This window comes from Algibacter sp. AS12 (genome assembly GCF_046736315.1).
GTDB classification, from domain to species: domain Bacteria; phylum Bacteroidota; class Bacteroidia; order Flavobacteriales; family Flavobacteriaceae; genus Algibacter_B; species Algibacter_B amylolyticus.
In genome coordinates, this window is the sequence record NZ_CP151841.1 from 1,504,502 (window position 1) to 1,521,761 (window position 17,260).

Consider the following 17,260-nt stretch of genomic DNA (forward strand, 5'->3'; position numbering starts at 1 on the left):
CTAAAATCGTATTTATTTTACTAAGAACAAAATATATTAAGACCTGTGAAGCTTTAAAACTGTCGCAGGCCTATTATTTCTACTCTAATATAGCAGCAATTCCAGGAAGTGTTTTTCCTTCTAAGCTTTCTAGCATAGCGCCACCACCTGTACTTACGTAACTCACTTTATTTTCGAAACCAAATTGCTTAACAGCAGCAACCGAGTCACCTCCACCAACAAGTGAAAACGCTCCGTTTTTAGTAGCTTCGGCAATCGAGTTTCCTAATTGGATAGTACCTTGAGCAAAACTTTCCATTTCAAAAACACCTAGTGGTCCATTCCAAAGGATTGTTTTACACTGCATAACTACATCATGAAATTGTGCTCTAGATTTTGGTCCAGCATCTACACCTTCCCAACCATCAGGAATTTCATTAATATCAACCGTTTGTGTATTTGCATCGTTACTAAAATCGTCGGCAGCAATAGTATCTACAGGAATATGAATTTGAACATTTTTTTCTTTAGCTTGTTTTAAAATATCTAAAGCTAAAGGCATTTTATCGTCCTCACAAATAGAATTACCAATTTTTCCACCTTGCGCTTTAACAAACGTAAATGCCATACCACCACCAATAATTAAGTGATCTACTTTATCAAGAATGTTTTCTATAATCGTAATTTTAGAAGATACTTTAGCACCACCTAAAATAGCTAAAACAGGCTTTTCTCCTGTTTCCATCACTTTATTAATGCTTTCAATTTCTTGAGCTAGTAAGTTTCCAAAACATTTTCTTCCTTCGAAAAACTGAGCTACAATTGTTGTAGAAGCATGCGCTCTGTGAGCTGTACCAAAAGCATCATTAACGTAAATATCTCCTAGTTTAGATAATTTTTCAGCAAAGTCTTTATCGCCAGCAGTTTCTTCTTTGTAAAAACGTAAGTTTTCTAGTAATAGAACTTCTCCTGGTTGTAAATTTGCTGCCGCTTCTTCAGCTTTAGTTCCAATACAATCTGTAACAAACTTAACTTCTACACCTAAAATATCCGATACTTTAGCCGCAATATGTTTTAATGAAAACTCATCTTGAAATCCTTTTGGACGTCCTAAATGCGACATTAAAATACAGCTTCCGCCATCTTCTAAAATTTTAATAATTGTAGGTTTAGCCGATACAATTCTAGTGGCATCTGTAACTTCAAATTTATCATTTAAAGGCACATTAAAATCTACTCGTATTAAGGCTTTTTTATTTTCGAAATTAAAATCGTTAAGCGTTTTCATGTATATATGTTTTTATTTTTTAACTATTTGAAACACAAATGTAACTAATTAAAAAGCGATAAAAAATGACTTTTTTCACGAAAACGATATAGCTTGAGACAAAATGTTTGATTTTTGAATTATACACGTATCACATTTTAAATATTTCATCTCGAAGCATTTATTTCCATACTAAAAAAGACATATCGACAACAGCTGAAACTTGACTTTATAAAATTTTTCTGCTACATTCGTTTAACTTCGGATGTAAAACATTAAAACGATTCCATATCCGTGAAACATTACCATTCGTAAACCCCAAATGAAAAATATAATTTAATGAAAAAATAGTCTTATGGAAATTAGTAAACCTGTTGAGCCCAATAATAGAATTGACATTATAGATATTATTCGTGGTTTTGCACTGCTCGGAATTATTTTTATGAATATGAGTTTTTTTAGCGGTTACGTATTTATGCCTTTTGAAGAGCTTAAGCAGATATCGAACTTTGAGTTAGATGATAATCTATATTCTTTTTTAGGAATTATAGTCTCCGGTAAATTTTACACTATATTTTCAATTTTATTTGCTGTTGGTTTTTATATACAATTCCACAAAAACAGAGATAGAGCAGTCGATTTTTTAAAAACGTATCGCAGAAGATTATTCATTTTATTAATTTTAGGTATTATCCATACTTTATTTTGGTATGGCGATATATTACTTACCTATGCTATTTATGGTTTTATTCTAATTTTATTTCGAAATGTAAAACCAAAAATCCTACTTCGATGGACGCTCTTTTTCCTATTAATACCCTATGTATTGGATTTTGCTATTTTACCATTTACTGAAGCCGCACAAGCTAACATCCCTGGTAACACAAACCATACACCAACGGCTCGCATTTCGTATCCAGATATGTCGAATGTAGATGTTATTGATACTTTTAGAGACGGTTCCATTACCGAAATATTCAAGATAAACATTCATAATTTTATATGGAAGCAATTAAGCTATATACCCTCTGGCGGTTATTTTAATTTCCTTGGCATTTTTCTTTTTGGCTACTATTTAGCATCAATAGAATTCTTTAAAAAAGCACCAAAATCCACAATAGTAATATTAACTATTTTAATTGGTGGTATACTAATTACCATTGCTGCAAAACTTTTAGGAGGTAATCCTTATGAGTTGCCTACGCTTCAAAATATTCGATATAAGTTCTTATCAATGGTTGGCCAACTGCTCATTAGTTTTTCTTATATCTTGGCAATAATAAAAATTGCCCAAACTGAAATTGGTAAAAAAGTATTTAAATATTTGATACCTGTAGGACGAACAGCTCTAAGTAATTACATTATACAAACCGTTTTAATGGTTGTCATTTTTTATAATTTCGGGTTTAGTCTGTTTGGGAAAATAGGTTTAATTCCAACCTTTAGTATTGCTTTAGTTATTGTCACAATTCAAATAATTCTAAGTAATATTTGGTTAAAACACTATAGATTCGGGCCACTTGAATGGGCTTGGAGAAGTTTAACTTATAAAAAAAGGATAAAAATTCGACATTAAAATCTATTAAAAACTACAAACTTAAGCTGGATATAGCTTACTTGCTAACATCTTCGCGGATTTTCTATTTGGTTGGTATTGGCTGTAATGCGCACCGACATGATACACAAACACTTTAAACGAACCTCCATAACAACAAACCACACTTAAATTATAAAACCTAACCCTAACAAAAAAGCGCGTTAGGGATTGCAGTGGAAAGCCCACAGCTCGACGTAGGAGGTGCGAGGACTTGAAACGTAAAGCCCGACCCTTGTGGTAACGCTCAAATAAAAATCTATAAAATTTTACTGGTTTGTTAATGTTTAACATCTGATAAAATTCGTTTACTTTTGTCTTTATGCTTTTTAAAGATATTTTAGGACAAAATCATATTAAAAATCACCTCACGCAGAGTGTTGACAATGGCAGATTGCCACATGCCCAATTGTTTGTTGGTAAAGAGGGCTCTGGCACTTTACCTATGGCACTGGCTTATGCACAGTACATTTTGTGCTCGAATTCTGGTGGCGAAAACAATAACGGAAACGACGCTTGTAATTTAAAGTTTAAAAACTTTTCGCACCCCGATTTGCATTTTGCTTTTCCGGTTACTACCAGCGATAAGGTTAAAAGCAAACCGGTATCTAGTTTTTACATGGAAGAGTGGCGCCAGCTTTTGGACCAACAGCCTTACGGCAACCTTTTTGATTGGTATAAATTACTAGGTGTTGATAACAAACAAGGACAAATTGGTGTTGAAGAAGCGCATGAAATTGTAAAATCGCTCACCCTAAAAGCCTACGAAGGTGGTTATAAGATTATGCTTATTTGGATGGCCGAAAAAATGAATACCGCTTGTGCCAATAAGCTTTTAAAACTGATTGAAGAGCCACCAAATAAAACTATATTTTTACTTATTGCCGAAGATGAAGAGCAAATTATAAATACGATTAGATCGCGTTGCCAGATTTTACATTTTCCGCCGTTGGCAGAAGACGTTATTAAAACAGCTTTAATTAAAGAATACAACATTAATGCTAGTGAAGCTACCAAAATTGCGCATCAATCTAACGGAAATTATAATAAGGCTTGCGATTTGGTGTATCAAGACACCGAAGATTCTCAATTTGAAACTTGGTTTATTTTCTGGATTCGTAGTGCCTTTAAGGCCAGAGGAAATAAGGCAGCCATACACGATTTAATTTCTTGGAGCGAGGATATTGCCAAAACAGGTCGTGAAACCCAAAAACAATTTTTAAACTTTTGTATAGACTTTTTTCGTCAGGCGTTATTAATGAATTATAACGCTACAGATTTAGTGTTTTTTGAGCCCAAAACCGAGAAGTTTAAGCTTGAAAATTTTGCGCCTTACGTACACGGAAATAACATTATGGATATTAGCAATGAACTACAAGATGCTATTTACCATATTGAGCGTAATGGGAATTCTAAAATTATTTTGACGGATTTATCTATTAAATTGACGCGCTTGCTGCATAAGAAAGCAGAGTAAATAAAAAAAGCCCTGTTAAATTTGATTTAACAAGGCTCAATGTTTTGTTTATTAGGTGGTTACACCACTATTCCTTTTTATAATCTGCATTTAAAGCATCTAAAATAGTTTGTGTTAAATCGCTTTGTTCTGCACCATACATTACTGTTGCTGCCGCATCACTTGTTCCTAATATATAGTTGTAACCATTAGTTTTTCCGTAGTCTTTTACAAAGTCTTTTACATGAACAATAACCGAGTCGATTTCCGCCTGAAACTCTTGAGTTAACTTTTGTTGCTCCATTTGCATTTGCTGTTGCAATTGTTGTTGCTTTTGCTGTAGGCCAGTCATTAATTCTTCAGCTTTCTTTCTATTACTTCTAGCTAAACGTTGCGCTTCGGCTTGTCCTTTTTGTGCTTCTGCTTGAAAAGCTTGACTAATACTATCTGCTCTTTTTCTAAAAGCATCGTCTTTTATTTGAAATGCTGCTTCTACATCTTTCTTTTCTTGATAGTCGTTAATTAATTCTCCGTTATCTACAAAAGCAATTTTATTTGGTTTTTCACAAGATGTTAAAACAAGCATCACTAAGGCAACATAAATTATGTTTTTCATTTTTTTATTTAATTAGTTAATTGTAGGTAAAATTTATATCCGAACAAATGTAATAAAGTAGCTTTTAAAATAAAGCGAATTTATTTTCAATTTAACATATAAGGATTCTTTATGATAAAAAGGAATTAAAATAAGAAGTCTCTATTAAATTTGAGGTCAAATAAAGCGTTTTAAGCGCTTATTAGAAAAACGACTTGTGTTTGGACGTTTATATGTATCAGAATAAAGCTTAGTCGCTAAAAACAAGTTTTAGTTGTTTTTTATGACATAAATTAGAGACGAAGCTTCTTTTGAGCCTATCGCTTTTAAATTTGAACGTAAGCCAATCCAAAAACCTATAACCGCATTCATACTTCCTGTTTTATATTTTTCTGAAAGCATACTCACATAAAAAGAATCGAACCACATGGGTTTTATTTTATTTACTTTAAAAGATTGTTTTGAAACTAAATTTGAAACCGATATTTTATTAAAATGCCAAAGATGCCTAGGTACATCATAAGCAGCCCAAAACGATTTATAATATTGCGCATCGAAACTTTTATAATTAGGAACCGCAATAATTAAGGTTCCATTTGCTTTTAATAGTTTTTTAAATGTAGCAATCTGCTCGTCTAAATTTGGTAAATGTTCTAGTACATGCCAAAGGGTAATAACATCAAAACTGTTTGGTTGGAACTTTAAAAGTTGTTCTGTATTAAAAACAGATCCGTTTGTTTTTTTATTTGCAATTTTTCTTGCTTGCTGGTTTGGTTCAATTCCAGAAACAATCCAATTATTTTGTTGTGCAGTTTGTAAAAAATCGCCTGTACCACATCCAATGTCCAAAAGTTTTTTGCCTTCGGAAGAACACGAATTGATTAAATTTAATTTCTTTTTTAAAGAAAACGATCGCACTAAATGATACGCTTTTTCGAATAGATTTCTTTTAGAATCTGTATGCGAAATATAATCTTCGCTTTCATAATAATCAGATAATTTATCGGAAGACGGTTGTGGAGTTGTTTCCAAAAAACCATATTCTAAATTCTGAATAAGCTCAAATACTTCTCCTGAAACAGAGTGATCTTTTACTTTTAAATTTTCTTTAGCCACGAATACACGAATGGATTAATAAGTATTTTTTATTTATAAATCGAACTTTAGTGAACTTGGTTTATCTTCTTACTTGGGTTCCTGTTTCTGTTTGAATAACAAAAAAAAACAGCTTTAAATTTTAAACGTTCCACGTGGAACGTTTAAAAAAATAATTTATTTAATATCCTGTAACGAAAACATTAAGATTAAAATTCCTGTTTCCACAGGAATTTAACGCCCCATATAAACCAACAAAACGGAAATATCGTTAGGAGAAACCCCGCTAATTCTTGATGCCTGCGATACCGTTGCTGGCTGAATTTTTTTAAGCTTCTCTCGCGCCTCAAAACTCATAGATTTAATTTGCGAGTAATCAAAATTCTCAGGTATTTTTACATACTCTAGCCTCGTTAATTTGTCTGCGTTGTTTTTTTCTTTAGCAATATACCCTGCATATTTAACTTGAATTTCGGCCTGCTCTATCACTTCCCTATCCAAATTATTTTCTTGAATATAAACCTCAACAGCATCTACTTTTCTAATGTCTTCCATTTCAATATTAGGCCTAGCGAACACTTTAAAAAGCTTTCCAGATTGTTTAACCACAGCAGAATTTTTCGATTCTAAAATAGGATTTATAACTTCAGGCTTGACACTTTGATTTTCAAAAAAGCTGACAAATTTTTCGGCAGCATCGTGTTTCTCCTCCATACGTTTTAGACGTTTCTCCGAAGCTAATCCCAATTCAAAACCTTTTGGCGTTAATCGAATATCTGCATTATCTTGTCTTAACAGCGTTCTGTATTCCGCTCTTGATGTAAACATACGATAAGGCTCTTCTGTACCTTTTGTAATTAAATCGTCTACCAAAACACCTATATAAGCCTCGTCCCTTTTAAGAGTAAAAGAGTCTTTTTCTTGAACTTTTAAAGCTGCATTTATTCCAGCCATTAACCCTTGAGAAGCCGCTTCTTCATATCCTGTTGTACCATTAATTTGACCAGCAAAATACAAACCTTCAACCAACTTAGTTTCTAAAGTATGCTTCAATTGTGTAGGTGGAAAATAATCGTATTCAATAGCATAGCCAGGTCTAAAAAACTTCACGTTTTCAAAACCAACAACAGAACGTAATGCTTTAAATTGAACATCTTCCGGTAAGGATGTAGAGAAGCCATTTACATAAACCTCGCAGGTATTCCAACCTTCGGGTTCGATGAATAACTGATGACTATCCTTATCTGCAAATCGATTAATCTTATCCTCAATAGACGGACAATAACGCGGCCCTAAACTTTTAATTCTTCCATTGAACATTGGCGATCTATCGAAGCCCTCACGAAGCAAATCATGCACCTCAAGACTTGTATAAGTCATATAACAAGAACGTTGTTTTTCTAATGGCTTTGTAATATCTAAATACGAGAATTTCTCAGGGTTAGCATCACCGGGTTGCTCTGCCATTTTAGAATAATCTAAACTTCTACCATCCACTCGCGGCGGTGTTCCTGTTTTCATTCTACCAGATTCAAAACCTAACTGAACTAGTTGTTCTGTAATTCCTGTAGCTGCCCTTTCACCTGCTCTACCTCCACCAAAATTTTTATCGCCTATATGAATTAAGCCATTTAAAAATGTACCGTTAGTTAAGACTACAGACTTTGCTTTTATAGTAATTCCTAAAGATGTTTTTACGCCAACAACTTTATGATTTTCTACTAACAAACCAGATACCATATCCTGATAAAAATCAAGATTAGGAGTTCCCTCAAGAAGCATTCTCCAGTCTTCAGCAAAACGCATTCTATCACTTTGAACCCTTGGACTCCACATTGCAGGACCCTTAGACTTGTTAAGCATTTTAAATTGTATAGCAGATGTGTCTGATACAATTCCGCTATAACCACCAAGCGCATCAATCTCTCTTACAATTTGCCCTTTGGCAATTCCGCCCATAGCGGGGTTGCAAGACATCTGCGCAATGTTTTGTAAGTTCATTGTAATAAGCAGCGTTTTACTACCCATATTAGCTGCAGACGCAGCAGCTTCACTTCCTGCATGTCCTGCTCCAACAACTATAACATCGTAAACTTCGTTAAACATGATTCCTCTTTTATATAATCATTAAAACAAACATGTTCCACGTGGAACACATCTATAAATTAAGTTTGCAAATATACTCTGAATTATTTATTTAGCAGATAATCGCTCTAGATACAGATTCTCCTTCTCCCGCATAACCTTGGCCTCTGCTTCCGTTTTGTCTTTATAACTACAATAGTGAAGCACACCATGAATAATAACTCTCATTAATTCATCGTTGAAAGAAACTCCAAAATCCTTAGCATTATCTGCAACACGTTCTACAGAAATAAAGATATCTCCTTGTATAATTTTTCCGACTGAATAATCAAAACTAATAATATCCGTTAAGGTATCATGATTAAGAAATTCTACATTTAATTTATGCAAATATTCATCGTCACAAAACACATAATTTATTTCCTCCAATTTATATTCTTCAGCTGAAATAGTATCTATAATCCAATTAGAAATTGGTGCTTCAGATTCTAATTTAAAATCCGTTTCGTAATTAAAATTAATCATTTTCTTTTTTGAAATATTCTTGAACCTTCTTTTTGTAAACTTGCTGCAAAGGTAAAGCTTGTCGGTTTAATATTTCGGTTGTTTGAAAATATTGTTTTGCTGTAGGGATTTGATTGTTAGAATTGTTATCGAAATTATTTTTATTAGTTTCCGATTCCCGCTTATTATCCTCACCTTGTTGAAAGGTTGCTTTTTCTAACTTCAATAATTGATGTTTTAAAGCCATCATTTTTTGAAGTGTTTGCTGCGTAAAACCCTTGTTTAATAATTCCAATTCTATATCCTCCATTTTTCTAACTAGAGCATCTCCGTTTCCGCTTTTACCTTCCTTAGCCAATCGCTCCTGCAACGCCTGTCTTAATTGTTGTTGCTTTTGGTAAATTTCAAAAAGAAGTCCATTTTCATCCTCGCCATTGCCTTCGCCATCACCACCATTTTGTTCACCGTCTTCACCCTTGTCTTTACCTTTACCCTTGCCTTCTTTTCCCTTATCGCCTTCCTTACTTTTGTCGCCCTCTTTATCACCTTCTTTTTCGCCCTTTTTTTCTCCTTCGCCATCCTTTTTACCATCTCCTTCCTTTGGAGAACCTTTTTCGCCTTTCTTCATTCCTTCTTCCATCATCTTATTAAGCTCTTCCTGACTCATAATAATATCCGGTAATTGCATATCACCTTGTCCTCCTTTTCCAGCAGACATGCTCATGCTTTCCTCCATATTATCCAAAACATCGCTTAAAAAATTTGCCAAATTATTAGCAGCCGTAACCACAAATTGCTGATTAGACACGCCCTGATATAATTGGTTTTCCGCCAATAATGCCAGAGCCTTATCAATGTTATAATACACTTCAGTAATTTCTTTATTTACTTCCTCAGATAGTTTTGGCTGACGGAGCGATAACGCAAACAAACTATCATCCACATGTTCAAAATGTTCTCTTAAATTTTGCTGCTTTTTTAAATAAGACGCAAACTTGTTATTGTTAGATTCGATGCTTTTAAATTGATCCATAACAGCTTCCTGATCGAAAGAGAACAATACTAAGTTGTCTAGAATCTGACGAAGCATTTCGGCATCCTCCTGCATTTGATCGTCACTACCACCTTGCATGGCACTTTGCATTTGCTGGCTCATTTGCTTCATTTTTTGAGCCGCCTTTTTCTGGCTTTTTTTAGCTTTTTCTGCATTTGAATCTTTCTTTTCTGAAGGCTCATTCTTTTCTTCTGAACCGTCTTTATTCTTTTGTTCCGATTCTTTTTTATCAGCTTCTTTTTCCTCTAAAGCATCCGAAGCTTTTTGTTGTTCGTCTTCAACTTCTTGTTCATCCAATTTATCTCTAGAAATCTCTATTGGCTTCTTCAAGTCTTTAGATTCTTTTTCTAAATCTTCCAGTTCTTTTTTATAATCCTCAAACTTTTTATTTAACTCGTCTTGCTTTTCCTTAGTATTTTCCTCTTCAGCTTTTTCAGACAATTGCTCCTGCTCCTCTGCTAACTTTAATAAATCGTCATTAAGTTTTTCTAACTTCTTCTCAACATAAAAACGTTTAGTTAATTCTAACAGTTGCTCTAAACTTCGCTTTTTATTTTTATTCTGTTTTGCGAGCTCATCGAGCTTTTTAATTAAATCTTCATTGTTAATTTTTTCGTGAAGCTCTTCAATTTCATCAAGTAACTTTTCATCTTGCTTAAGCTTCTCTTCATTTTCCTTTAAGCGTTCTTTTAAATCCTCTTTAAATTGATCTTCCTTTTGCTCATCTTTTTGAAACTCCTCTAAATTATCTTTTAACTTCTTGTTAAAATTTTGCATCATTTGATCTTGCTCTTTCTGACGCTTAAAAAAGTTTTCTAATTTCTTTTTATCATTAAAATTTAACTCAGATTTTTCTTTTTGGGTATTGGTTAACTCTTCGAGTTTTTTCTCTTGTTCATCAAACTTAGTTAAGGACTTATTTAAATCCTTAATAGTTTCACCTTGCTCCTTTAAATTCTTATCGGCTTCCTCAGCTTCGGTACGCTTACGGTACGAAAACACACTACTTTTAACGCTTTTAAATTTATTAACCCTATCATTATCAAAGACTTGAAAGTATAATTCGTAAACTATACCTTCAGAAATCTCCAAATTATTAGGGAATGCACTAATAAAATCGGAAATATTTGAACTAGACACAGGAATTGTCTCCATTTGTTTATTAGCTTCATTCTCTACAGGGTAATAAACCAATTGCAATTTACTAAAGCCATAATCGTCACTAATTTGCCCATAGAAATACAACGATTGCAAATCCAAACTATCTTTTTCAACCTTAATATCTATTTCTGGATATTCATCTTTAACAACATCAATATTAAACGCTAAATTCTCGTAATTCTGCAAGTCTTTATTGCTAGTGCTCAGTGTATAGTCAAAATTAGAATATAAACGCTTAGAAGCCTCAAAAACCCCTTTAGATATTGAAACAAACTGTGTAGTATCTTTGGCAAACAACTGTACGTTATCGGTAGATTTTGTTTGTAGCTGCCATTTTATTTGCGTGCCTTCAGGAACCAAAGCATTACCCGTGCTTTTTAAAACCTCATCTTGCTTTTTGGTATAACTCGGATAATCCAAAACCATTTTAAAACTTAAAAGCGATGGTGTTTCAACCACATCCATGGTATATAGCTTAGAGGTAACATCGTTAGCCATTAATTGAAATGTAATCGTTTCCTTTGGCTGAGTAAACACATACTCGAATTCTCCAATAGCTTTTTGCTGTAAAAAATAAGTTTCATTGTTGTAACTAATTTGAGCATTTTCTGGAGTAACATCGCCAACAGTTTTAACTAGTAATTTAAAATCGGTATTTTCAATAGCCTGTAAATTTTCATTAACTACAAAAAATTGAAAAGGCGCAGGTTGTTCGTAAGCTGTTTTGTAATGTACCACACGATTATAACTATCGCTAAACCAATCAAAATTTCCTGTAAAAAAAGTGAGCAATAAAATAACCACCGGAATAGCAGCATATTTTAAATACCCTAAATTCTTTTTAAAATTAACGGCTAATTTAAAAGGTACTGGTTTAAGTTCGGAAGCTTTTTGCTCGATGCTTGCTAATAATAATTCCGATTTGGAATCGGCCCCATTAAGTTGTAGCACATTTAATAATTTATCATTTACCTCCGGAAAATGTGTACCAATAATTTTGGAAGCCGCATGGTAATCTATTCCCTTTTGCAATTTAAATAATTTTGCCAACGGAATAAATATAAACTTAACAAGTAAGCCAAATTCCACGGCTATAATTAACCAAAATAAAAATGTTCTTGCCGTAGTACTTAACCATAACACATGTTCAAGAAATAGCGTAAACAAAAAATAAAGTAAACCTATTGCAAAAAATAGAATGACACCTTTAAGCAATTCATTAATATAATAGCGCTTAATAAAGGCTTCTAGCTTATTTTGTATGGTATTAAAATTACTCATGGTTTGGGGTAAAACATTGTCAATTATTGTATTTCAACTTACTAAACTACAATTTTATTTTTTACGGCATTTATAATTATGTGTTAATAAAGGGGTTCTGGGTAAAAAAACAAAAAACTTATGTGTTCGGGCTTCTGTCTTCTTTCTTAATACATATCTTTGCCACAAATTTACAAAACATGACCAAAAACGTTCGTGTGCGTTTTGCACCTAGCCCAACAGGACCATTACATATAGGCGGAGTTCGTACCGCATTATTCAATTATTTATTTGCCAAAAAACATAACGGAACCTTTATTTTAAGAATTGAGGATACCGACCAAAACAGATATGTTGAAGGCGCAGAACAATACATTATTGACGCCTTAAATTGGTGTGGAATGCCTTTTGATGAAGGTCCAGGAACCAACGAAAAATTTGGTCCATACCGACAAAGCGAGCGTAAGCCACTTTATAAAGCTTACGCTGAAGAGTTAATAGATTCAGGAAATGCATATTATGCTTTTGATACTACCGAAGCACTAGATGCGCATAGAAAAGACCATGAAGCTAAGGGAAAAACCTTTATTTACAATTGGCATAACAGGCTAAAATTAAGCAATTCTTTATCGCTTAGCGCGGAAGAAGTAAAAGCTAAATTAGAAGCTGGTGAAGACTACGTTATTCGTTTTAAAAGTCCGCAAGATGAAATCTTACATTTAACAGATATTATTCGTGGCGATATTAAAATTGACACCAATATTCTAGATGATAAAGTATTGTTTAAAAGTGATGGTATGCCAACTTACCATTTAGCGAATATTGTGGACGACCATTTAATGGAAATCTCGCATGTTATTCGTGGTGAAGAATGGTTACCAAGTTTGGCACTACATTTTCAACTATACAAAGCTTTTGGTTGGAACGCGCCAGAATTTGCCCATTTACCGCTTATTTTAAAACCTACAGGAAAAGGAAAATTAAGCAAGCGTGATGGCGACAAATTAGGTTTCCCTGTGTTTCCATTACAATGGACAGACCCTAAAACAAACGATATTTCTAGAGGCTATAAAGAAGATGGTTATTTTGCCGACGCTATGGTAAATTTCCTTGCTTTCTTAGGATGGAATCCTGGAACAGAACAAGAAATTTTTACTCTAAAAGAATTGGTTGCTGCCTTCGATTTGAAAAAAGTAAACAAGTCTGGTGCACGTTTCGATCCGGATAAAATAAAATGGTTTAACCACCATTATATGCAGGAGCAGAATAATTATGAATTAGCTGAAGCTTTTAAAAATTATAACTCTGAATTGGCCGAAACCGACATTAATTACATTGAAATGGTAGTCGCTTTAATAAAAGAGCGCGCAACCTTTATTTCAGATTTTTGGGATTTGAGTCATTTCTTTTTTGTTGCTCCAACAACGTACGATGAAAAAGCCTCTAAAAAAGCTTTAAAAGAAGGTACAGACGATATAATGAACCAGCTAATAGCCATTTTAAACGCTAATACCGATTTTACTGTAGAAACGCTTACTACAGAAATAAAAGGCTGGATAACAACTAACGAAATTGGTTTCGGAAAAGTTATGATGCCTTTACGTTTAGCTCTTGTTGGTGCCTTACAAGGCCCCGATGTGTTTGATATTATTTTTATGATTGGAAAAGCGGAGACTGTTAAGCGTATTGAGAACGTTGTAAAGTCTTTAAAATATTAAAAAAATGTTCTAATATTTGTGCACCTTTTTGTTTGAATACCAGTAAATGTCATTGAAATAGAATTATATATATTTGAAAAATTCATTATAAAATGCATATGAAAAAACATAGTTCAATTTTATTAGCTTTATTAATGACCTTAATTAGCTACTCGCAGATGGGAGTTGGTACAACATTTCCTGATGAATCTGCGCAATTGGATGTTGTTTCAAGCGACAAAGGAATCCTTATACCTAGAGTTAAGCTTCAACATTCTACTGATACCGCCACAATTAGCGCTAACTTGTTAGACAACCCTTTAAGCTTGTTAGTATATAATACAACTCCTTCTGGTGATTTAATAGAAGGCTATCACTATTGGAATGGTTCAAAATGGTTAAAACTAATTACTTCTGATGATTCATTAGAAGCAGTCACTACTTTAATTGATAATACTGACGGTACATTTACCTATACTTCTGAAAATAATACCCAAACCACCTTTAATGCAAATGGAAATTTAATTGATAATAACAATGGTACATTTACTTATACAAACGCTGCAAATACAGTAACTACATTTGACGCTAAGTTAACTTCTGTTGAGGACAATACAGATGGAACTTATACTATTACTGATGATTTTGGAGTTACTATTACTATTAATAGCACAACGGAAACAACAACTACTTTAATTGACAATAATGATGGAACATTTACTTATACATCTGAAGATAACACGCAAACCACATTTAATGCTGATGGAAATTTAACAGATAATAATGATGGGACGTTTACTTACACAAATGCGGCAAATACAACAACTTCCTTTGATGCAAAGTTAACATCTGTTGTAGATAATACTGATGGAACATATACTATTACTGATGATTTTGGGACATCAGTTACTTTTGGTGCCGCAACAGAGACCACTACCACATTGGTTGACAATAAAGATGGAACCTTTACTTACACATCTGAAGATAATACGCAAACGACTTTAACTTCTGGGTCATTAACTAATAATGGAGACGGTTCTTATACGTTTACAGACGCCGCAGGACGTAATACTACCATTTCAGCATCGACAGGCTTAACAGTTGAGCCTTGGAACGGAGTAGATGATAATGGACCTGCTACAGATAATGTAGAAGATATTTATACTTTAGGAAATGTGGGCATTGGCACAGATACACCTAATGCCACACTTGAAGTTAAAGGTGATATAATTATTGGCGATGGCGGGACAGCAATAAAACGATCATTGAGTGCAACTGCCTTGTTGGATTTCCCTGATCGATTTGATTCTAATACTAATCAGTTCGATTTAACAATAGCTGTAGATGGGGCTAAAGTAGGTGATGTAGTTTGCCTTGGCCTTCCTAGAGCCGTTATGGGAAATTACACCATGTATTCAGCCTGGGTAAGCGCCCCAGACGAAGTAAGTGTTAGAATAAATGCTTCTCCGTTCTCTAGGACAAACCCTCCTCGCGCAGTTTTTAGAGTTACTGTATTTCAATATTAAAAGAGGGGACGTTTAGCAACCAAAAACTAGTTTTAAAATTTAAGAGAAAAATGAGATCTAAACTGTTTTATGGTGCTCTCTTTTAAATCTTTATAAATAGCAATAAACCAGTAATCTGAACTAGATAATAGTTTTCCATTATAAGTACCATCCCAACCACTTCCGGTTAGTCCTATTTGTTTTAAAAGCTTTCCATATCTATCAAAAATATGAATAGAAATGATTTCTGTATTTTCAGATTGGTTAACATTCCAAGTATCATGGTATCCATCATTATTTGGAGTAAAAAATAAAGGAAATAAGATTTCTGCATTCTGTTTCACAGTCGCTAAAGTAAACACACCATAATTTTCCACTAAAGCACTTACGGATTGGTTACTTATGTCTTGAACACCACCTTGATCAACCCATAATTGCATTGTATCATCCCAACGAGCAATATGAATAGATTCTAAAGGCTCTTTTAAAATTTCATGTGACGTGGTTTCGTTACTCCATGACAGCGTTAAAAAAACCTGACTATCACCAGTAGGCTGCTCAATAACCCAATGTTCGGCATTATTCACAAGAGTCAAGTTCGCACCTAAACTATTAACAGGGTATTTAATATTTGTATCTTCAAAAAAATATTCTCCCGTAAAAGCATCATCACTTAATGAAGGGGCAGAAACACTGGCACTTCTATAGTAGTTACCATTGCCAATAGGGTAATCAAACGAATTATCTCCTATTTTTATAACTTGACCGTTTACATGACTATCATTACTTACACCAACCTGATATGCGTTTGGCTCAAAAAGAAACAATCCTTTTGATAATTTATTATCTACAATGCCAAATACAAAATCAGAGACGTTCGAAATACTAATATTACTTAGTAAACTAAACCCTAATGCATTATCAAACAAGGTGTCATAAAAATAATTAAAATTATCTCCAGAAATAATTTGAGCCTCAGTTCCAACAAAACCTATTAAACCATAATCTAAATTAAATATCGAAAAATCAACTATTCCGTTATTATTCCAGTTTCCATAAGAATAAACAATACCATTATTCCAAAACTCACCAGTAATTGTATTATTGAAATCATCTACAAAGCTTACATCGGTATTTGGACTTATATATACCTCGCCATTGTTAGTCGTTTGACTAAGAACAGTTTCAATGAAAAATAAAAAGAACAGATGTAATACTATATTTTTTTTCATGATTTTTCATCGAATTATATGAATATTTAGGATTTAAAGAATAGGCCTAAAACGAAATCATAGCCCCAAACACCAACATAGACATATTCCCTTTAAAACGAGAATCGCCACCTGTGGTGTCTAGATTTTCACCTTCAAGCTTTTTTAAAATATTAGTCGCACCATAGATATAATGCGCTCTTAGCTTCACAAACTTAAAACCTGCGGTAACACCTACTGCGCCATTCAAATTAAATTGCGAAATGTTACTAATATCTTCGGCTAATAAATTATCATAATTATTAATAAAATAGCCTTCTTGAGCTTTGTCTTCAAATTCTAATCGGCTATTGTATTGTAACATTGGCCCGACATCAAGGGTTACATAACTTCCCGCTAATTTTACATGCATCATTAATGCTAATTGTGCAGCGAAAAGTTTATAGTCTATAAATTCATTCGTGGTGCTAGAAGCCGTTGGTCTACCCATAATACTAATGGTGCTTTCCGAAAAATGCAAACCGTAACTCATGTTATACCACTTAACCGGAATATCAACCGTGGCACTTAAACCACCTATAAAACCATCGCCTTCTTTAGTTGTAAAATTATCTGTATTAAAGTTCACTTTGGTAACTCCCCCAAAAATTCCAATACCATTTACAATATCATAACTTCCTTTTTGAGAAAAACTTTTTGTAACAAAACATATAGATAATGCTACTAATAGGTAAAGTTGTATTTTTTTCATGCTATTTTAGGGTTAAGTGAACAAATATAACTTAATTTAGTAATTC

12 protein-coding genes are annotated in these 17,260 nt (G+C 33.4%); 4 read left to right on the forward strand and 8 right to left on the reverse strand.

The annotated features are described in order from the left end of the window. Positions 1–79: 79 nt before the first annotated feature. The gene (locus tag AAFN75_RS06370) at positions 80–1,267 is read right to left on the reverse strand and encodes a phosphoglycerate kinase (RefSeq protein ID WP_411808761.1); all 1,188 of its coding nucleotides are present in this window, start codon (positions 1,265–1,267) and stop codon (positions 80–82) included. A 334-nt stretch (positions 1,268–1,601) separates the two neighbouring features. Between AAFN75_RS06370 and AAFN75_RS06375 the strand changes: the two genes are divergently transcribed. Next, on the forward strand, positions 1,602–2,822 hold the full coding sequence (locus AAFN75_RS06375) for a DUF418 domain-containing protein (protein ID WP_411808762.1): 1,221 nt from the start codon (positions 1,602–1,604) through the stop codon (positions 2,820–2,822). 340 nt (positions 2,823–3,162) lie between these two features. After that, positions 3,163–4,317 (forward strand): ATP-binding protein, encoded by a 1,155-nt coding sequence (locus AAFN75_RS06380; protein WP_411808763.1) that lies wholly within the window; start codon positions 3,163–3,165, stop codon positions 4,315–4,317. 67 nt (positions 4,318–4,384) lie between these two features. On the opposite strand, the gene AAFN75_RS06385 is transcribed toward AAFN75_RS06380, so the two are convergent. The 5 genes from AAFN75_RS06385 to AAFN75_RS06405 form a co-directional block, all read right to left on the reverse strand. Continuing rightward, positions 4,385–4,912: an OmpH family outer membrane protein gene (locus AAFN75_RS06385; RefSeq protein WP_411808764.1), complete on the reverse strand. Its 528-nt coding sequence runs from the start codon at positions 4,910–4,912 to the stop codon at positions 4,385–4,387. Between the two features lie 249 nt (positions 4,913–5,161). Next, positions 5,162–6,007: a class I SAM-dependent methyltransferase gene (locus tag AAFN75_RS06390; protein ID WP_411808765.1), complete on the reverse strand. Its 846-nt coding sequence runs from the start codon at positions 6,005–6,007 to the stop codon at positions 5,162–5,164. A gap of 213 nt (positions 6,008–6,220) precedes the next feature. Beyond that, positions 6,221–8,092 carry a tRNA uridine-5-carboxymethylaminomethyl(34) synthesis enzyme MnmG gene (gene mnmG / locus AAFN75_RS06395; protein ID WP_411808766.1) on the reverse strand — a complete coding sequence of 624 codons (1,872 nt, stop codon included), beginning with the start codon at positions 8,090–8,092 and terminating at the stop codon, positions 6,221–6,223. An 87-nt stretch (positions 8,093–8,179) separates the two neighbouring features. Next, positions 8,180–8,596 (reverse strand): rRNA maturation RNase YbeY, encoded by a 417-nt coding sequence (gene ybeY / locus AAFN75_RS06400; RefSeq protein WP_411808767.1) that lies wholly within the window; start codon positions 8,594–8,596, stop codon positions 8,180–8,182. Next, positions 8,589–12,071 (reverse strand): DUF4175 family protein, encoded by a 3,483-nt coding sequence (locus tag AAFN75_RS06405; RefSeq protein WP_411808768.1) that lies wholly within the window; start codon positions 12,069–12,071, stop codon positions 8,589–8,591. The genes ybeY and AAFN75_RS06405 overlap by 8 nt, the downstream gene beginning before the upstream one ends. A 179-nt stretch (positions 12,072–12,250) precedes the next feature. Between AAFN75_RS06405 and gltX the strand changes: the two genes are divergently transcribed. Both gltX and AAFN75_RS06415 read left to right on the forward strand, forming a co-directional pair. Continuing rightward, positions 12,251–13,768 (forward strand): glutamate--tRNA ligase, encoded by a 1,518-nt coding sequence (gene gltX, locus AAFN75_RS06410; protein ID WP_411808769.1) that lies wholly within the window; start codon positions 12,251–12,253, stop codon positions 13,766–13,768. A gap of 98 nt (positions 13,769–13,866) precedes the next feature. Next, the gene (locus AAFN75_RS06415) at positions 13,867–15,273 is read left to right on the forward strand and encodes a hypothetical protein (protein WP_411808770.1); all 1,407 of its coding nucleotides are present in this window, start codon (positions 13,867–13,869) and stop codon (positions 15,271–15,273) included. A 32-nt stretch (positions 15,274–15,305) separates the two neighbouring features. Here the strand turns inward: AAFN75_RS06415 and AAFN75_RS06420 are convergent, their stop codons facing one another. Together AAFN75_RS06420 and AAFN75_RS06425 are read right to left on the reverse strand one after the other, a co-directional pair. Then, the gene (locus AAFN75_RS06420; protein WP_411808771.1) at positions 15,306–16,484 is read right to left on the reverse strand and encodes a T9SS type B sorting domain-containing protein; all 1,179 of its coding nucleotides are present in this window, start codon (positions 16,482–16,484) and stop codon (positions 15,306–15,308) included. Positions 16,485–16,530: 46 nt separating this feature from the next. Continuing rightward, positions 16,531–17,214, reverse strand: a complete 684-nt coding sequence (locus AAFN75_RS06425; protein ID WP_411808772.1) for a hypothetical protein — start codon at positions 17,212–17,214, stop codon at positions 16,531–16,533. Between the last annotated feature and the right edge of the window lie 46 nt (positions 17,215–17,260).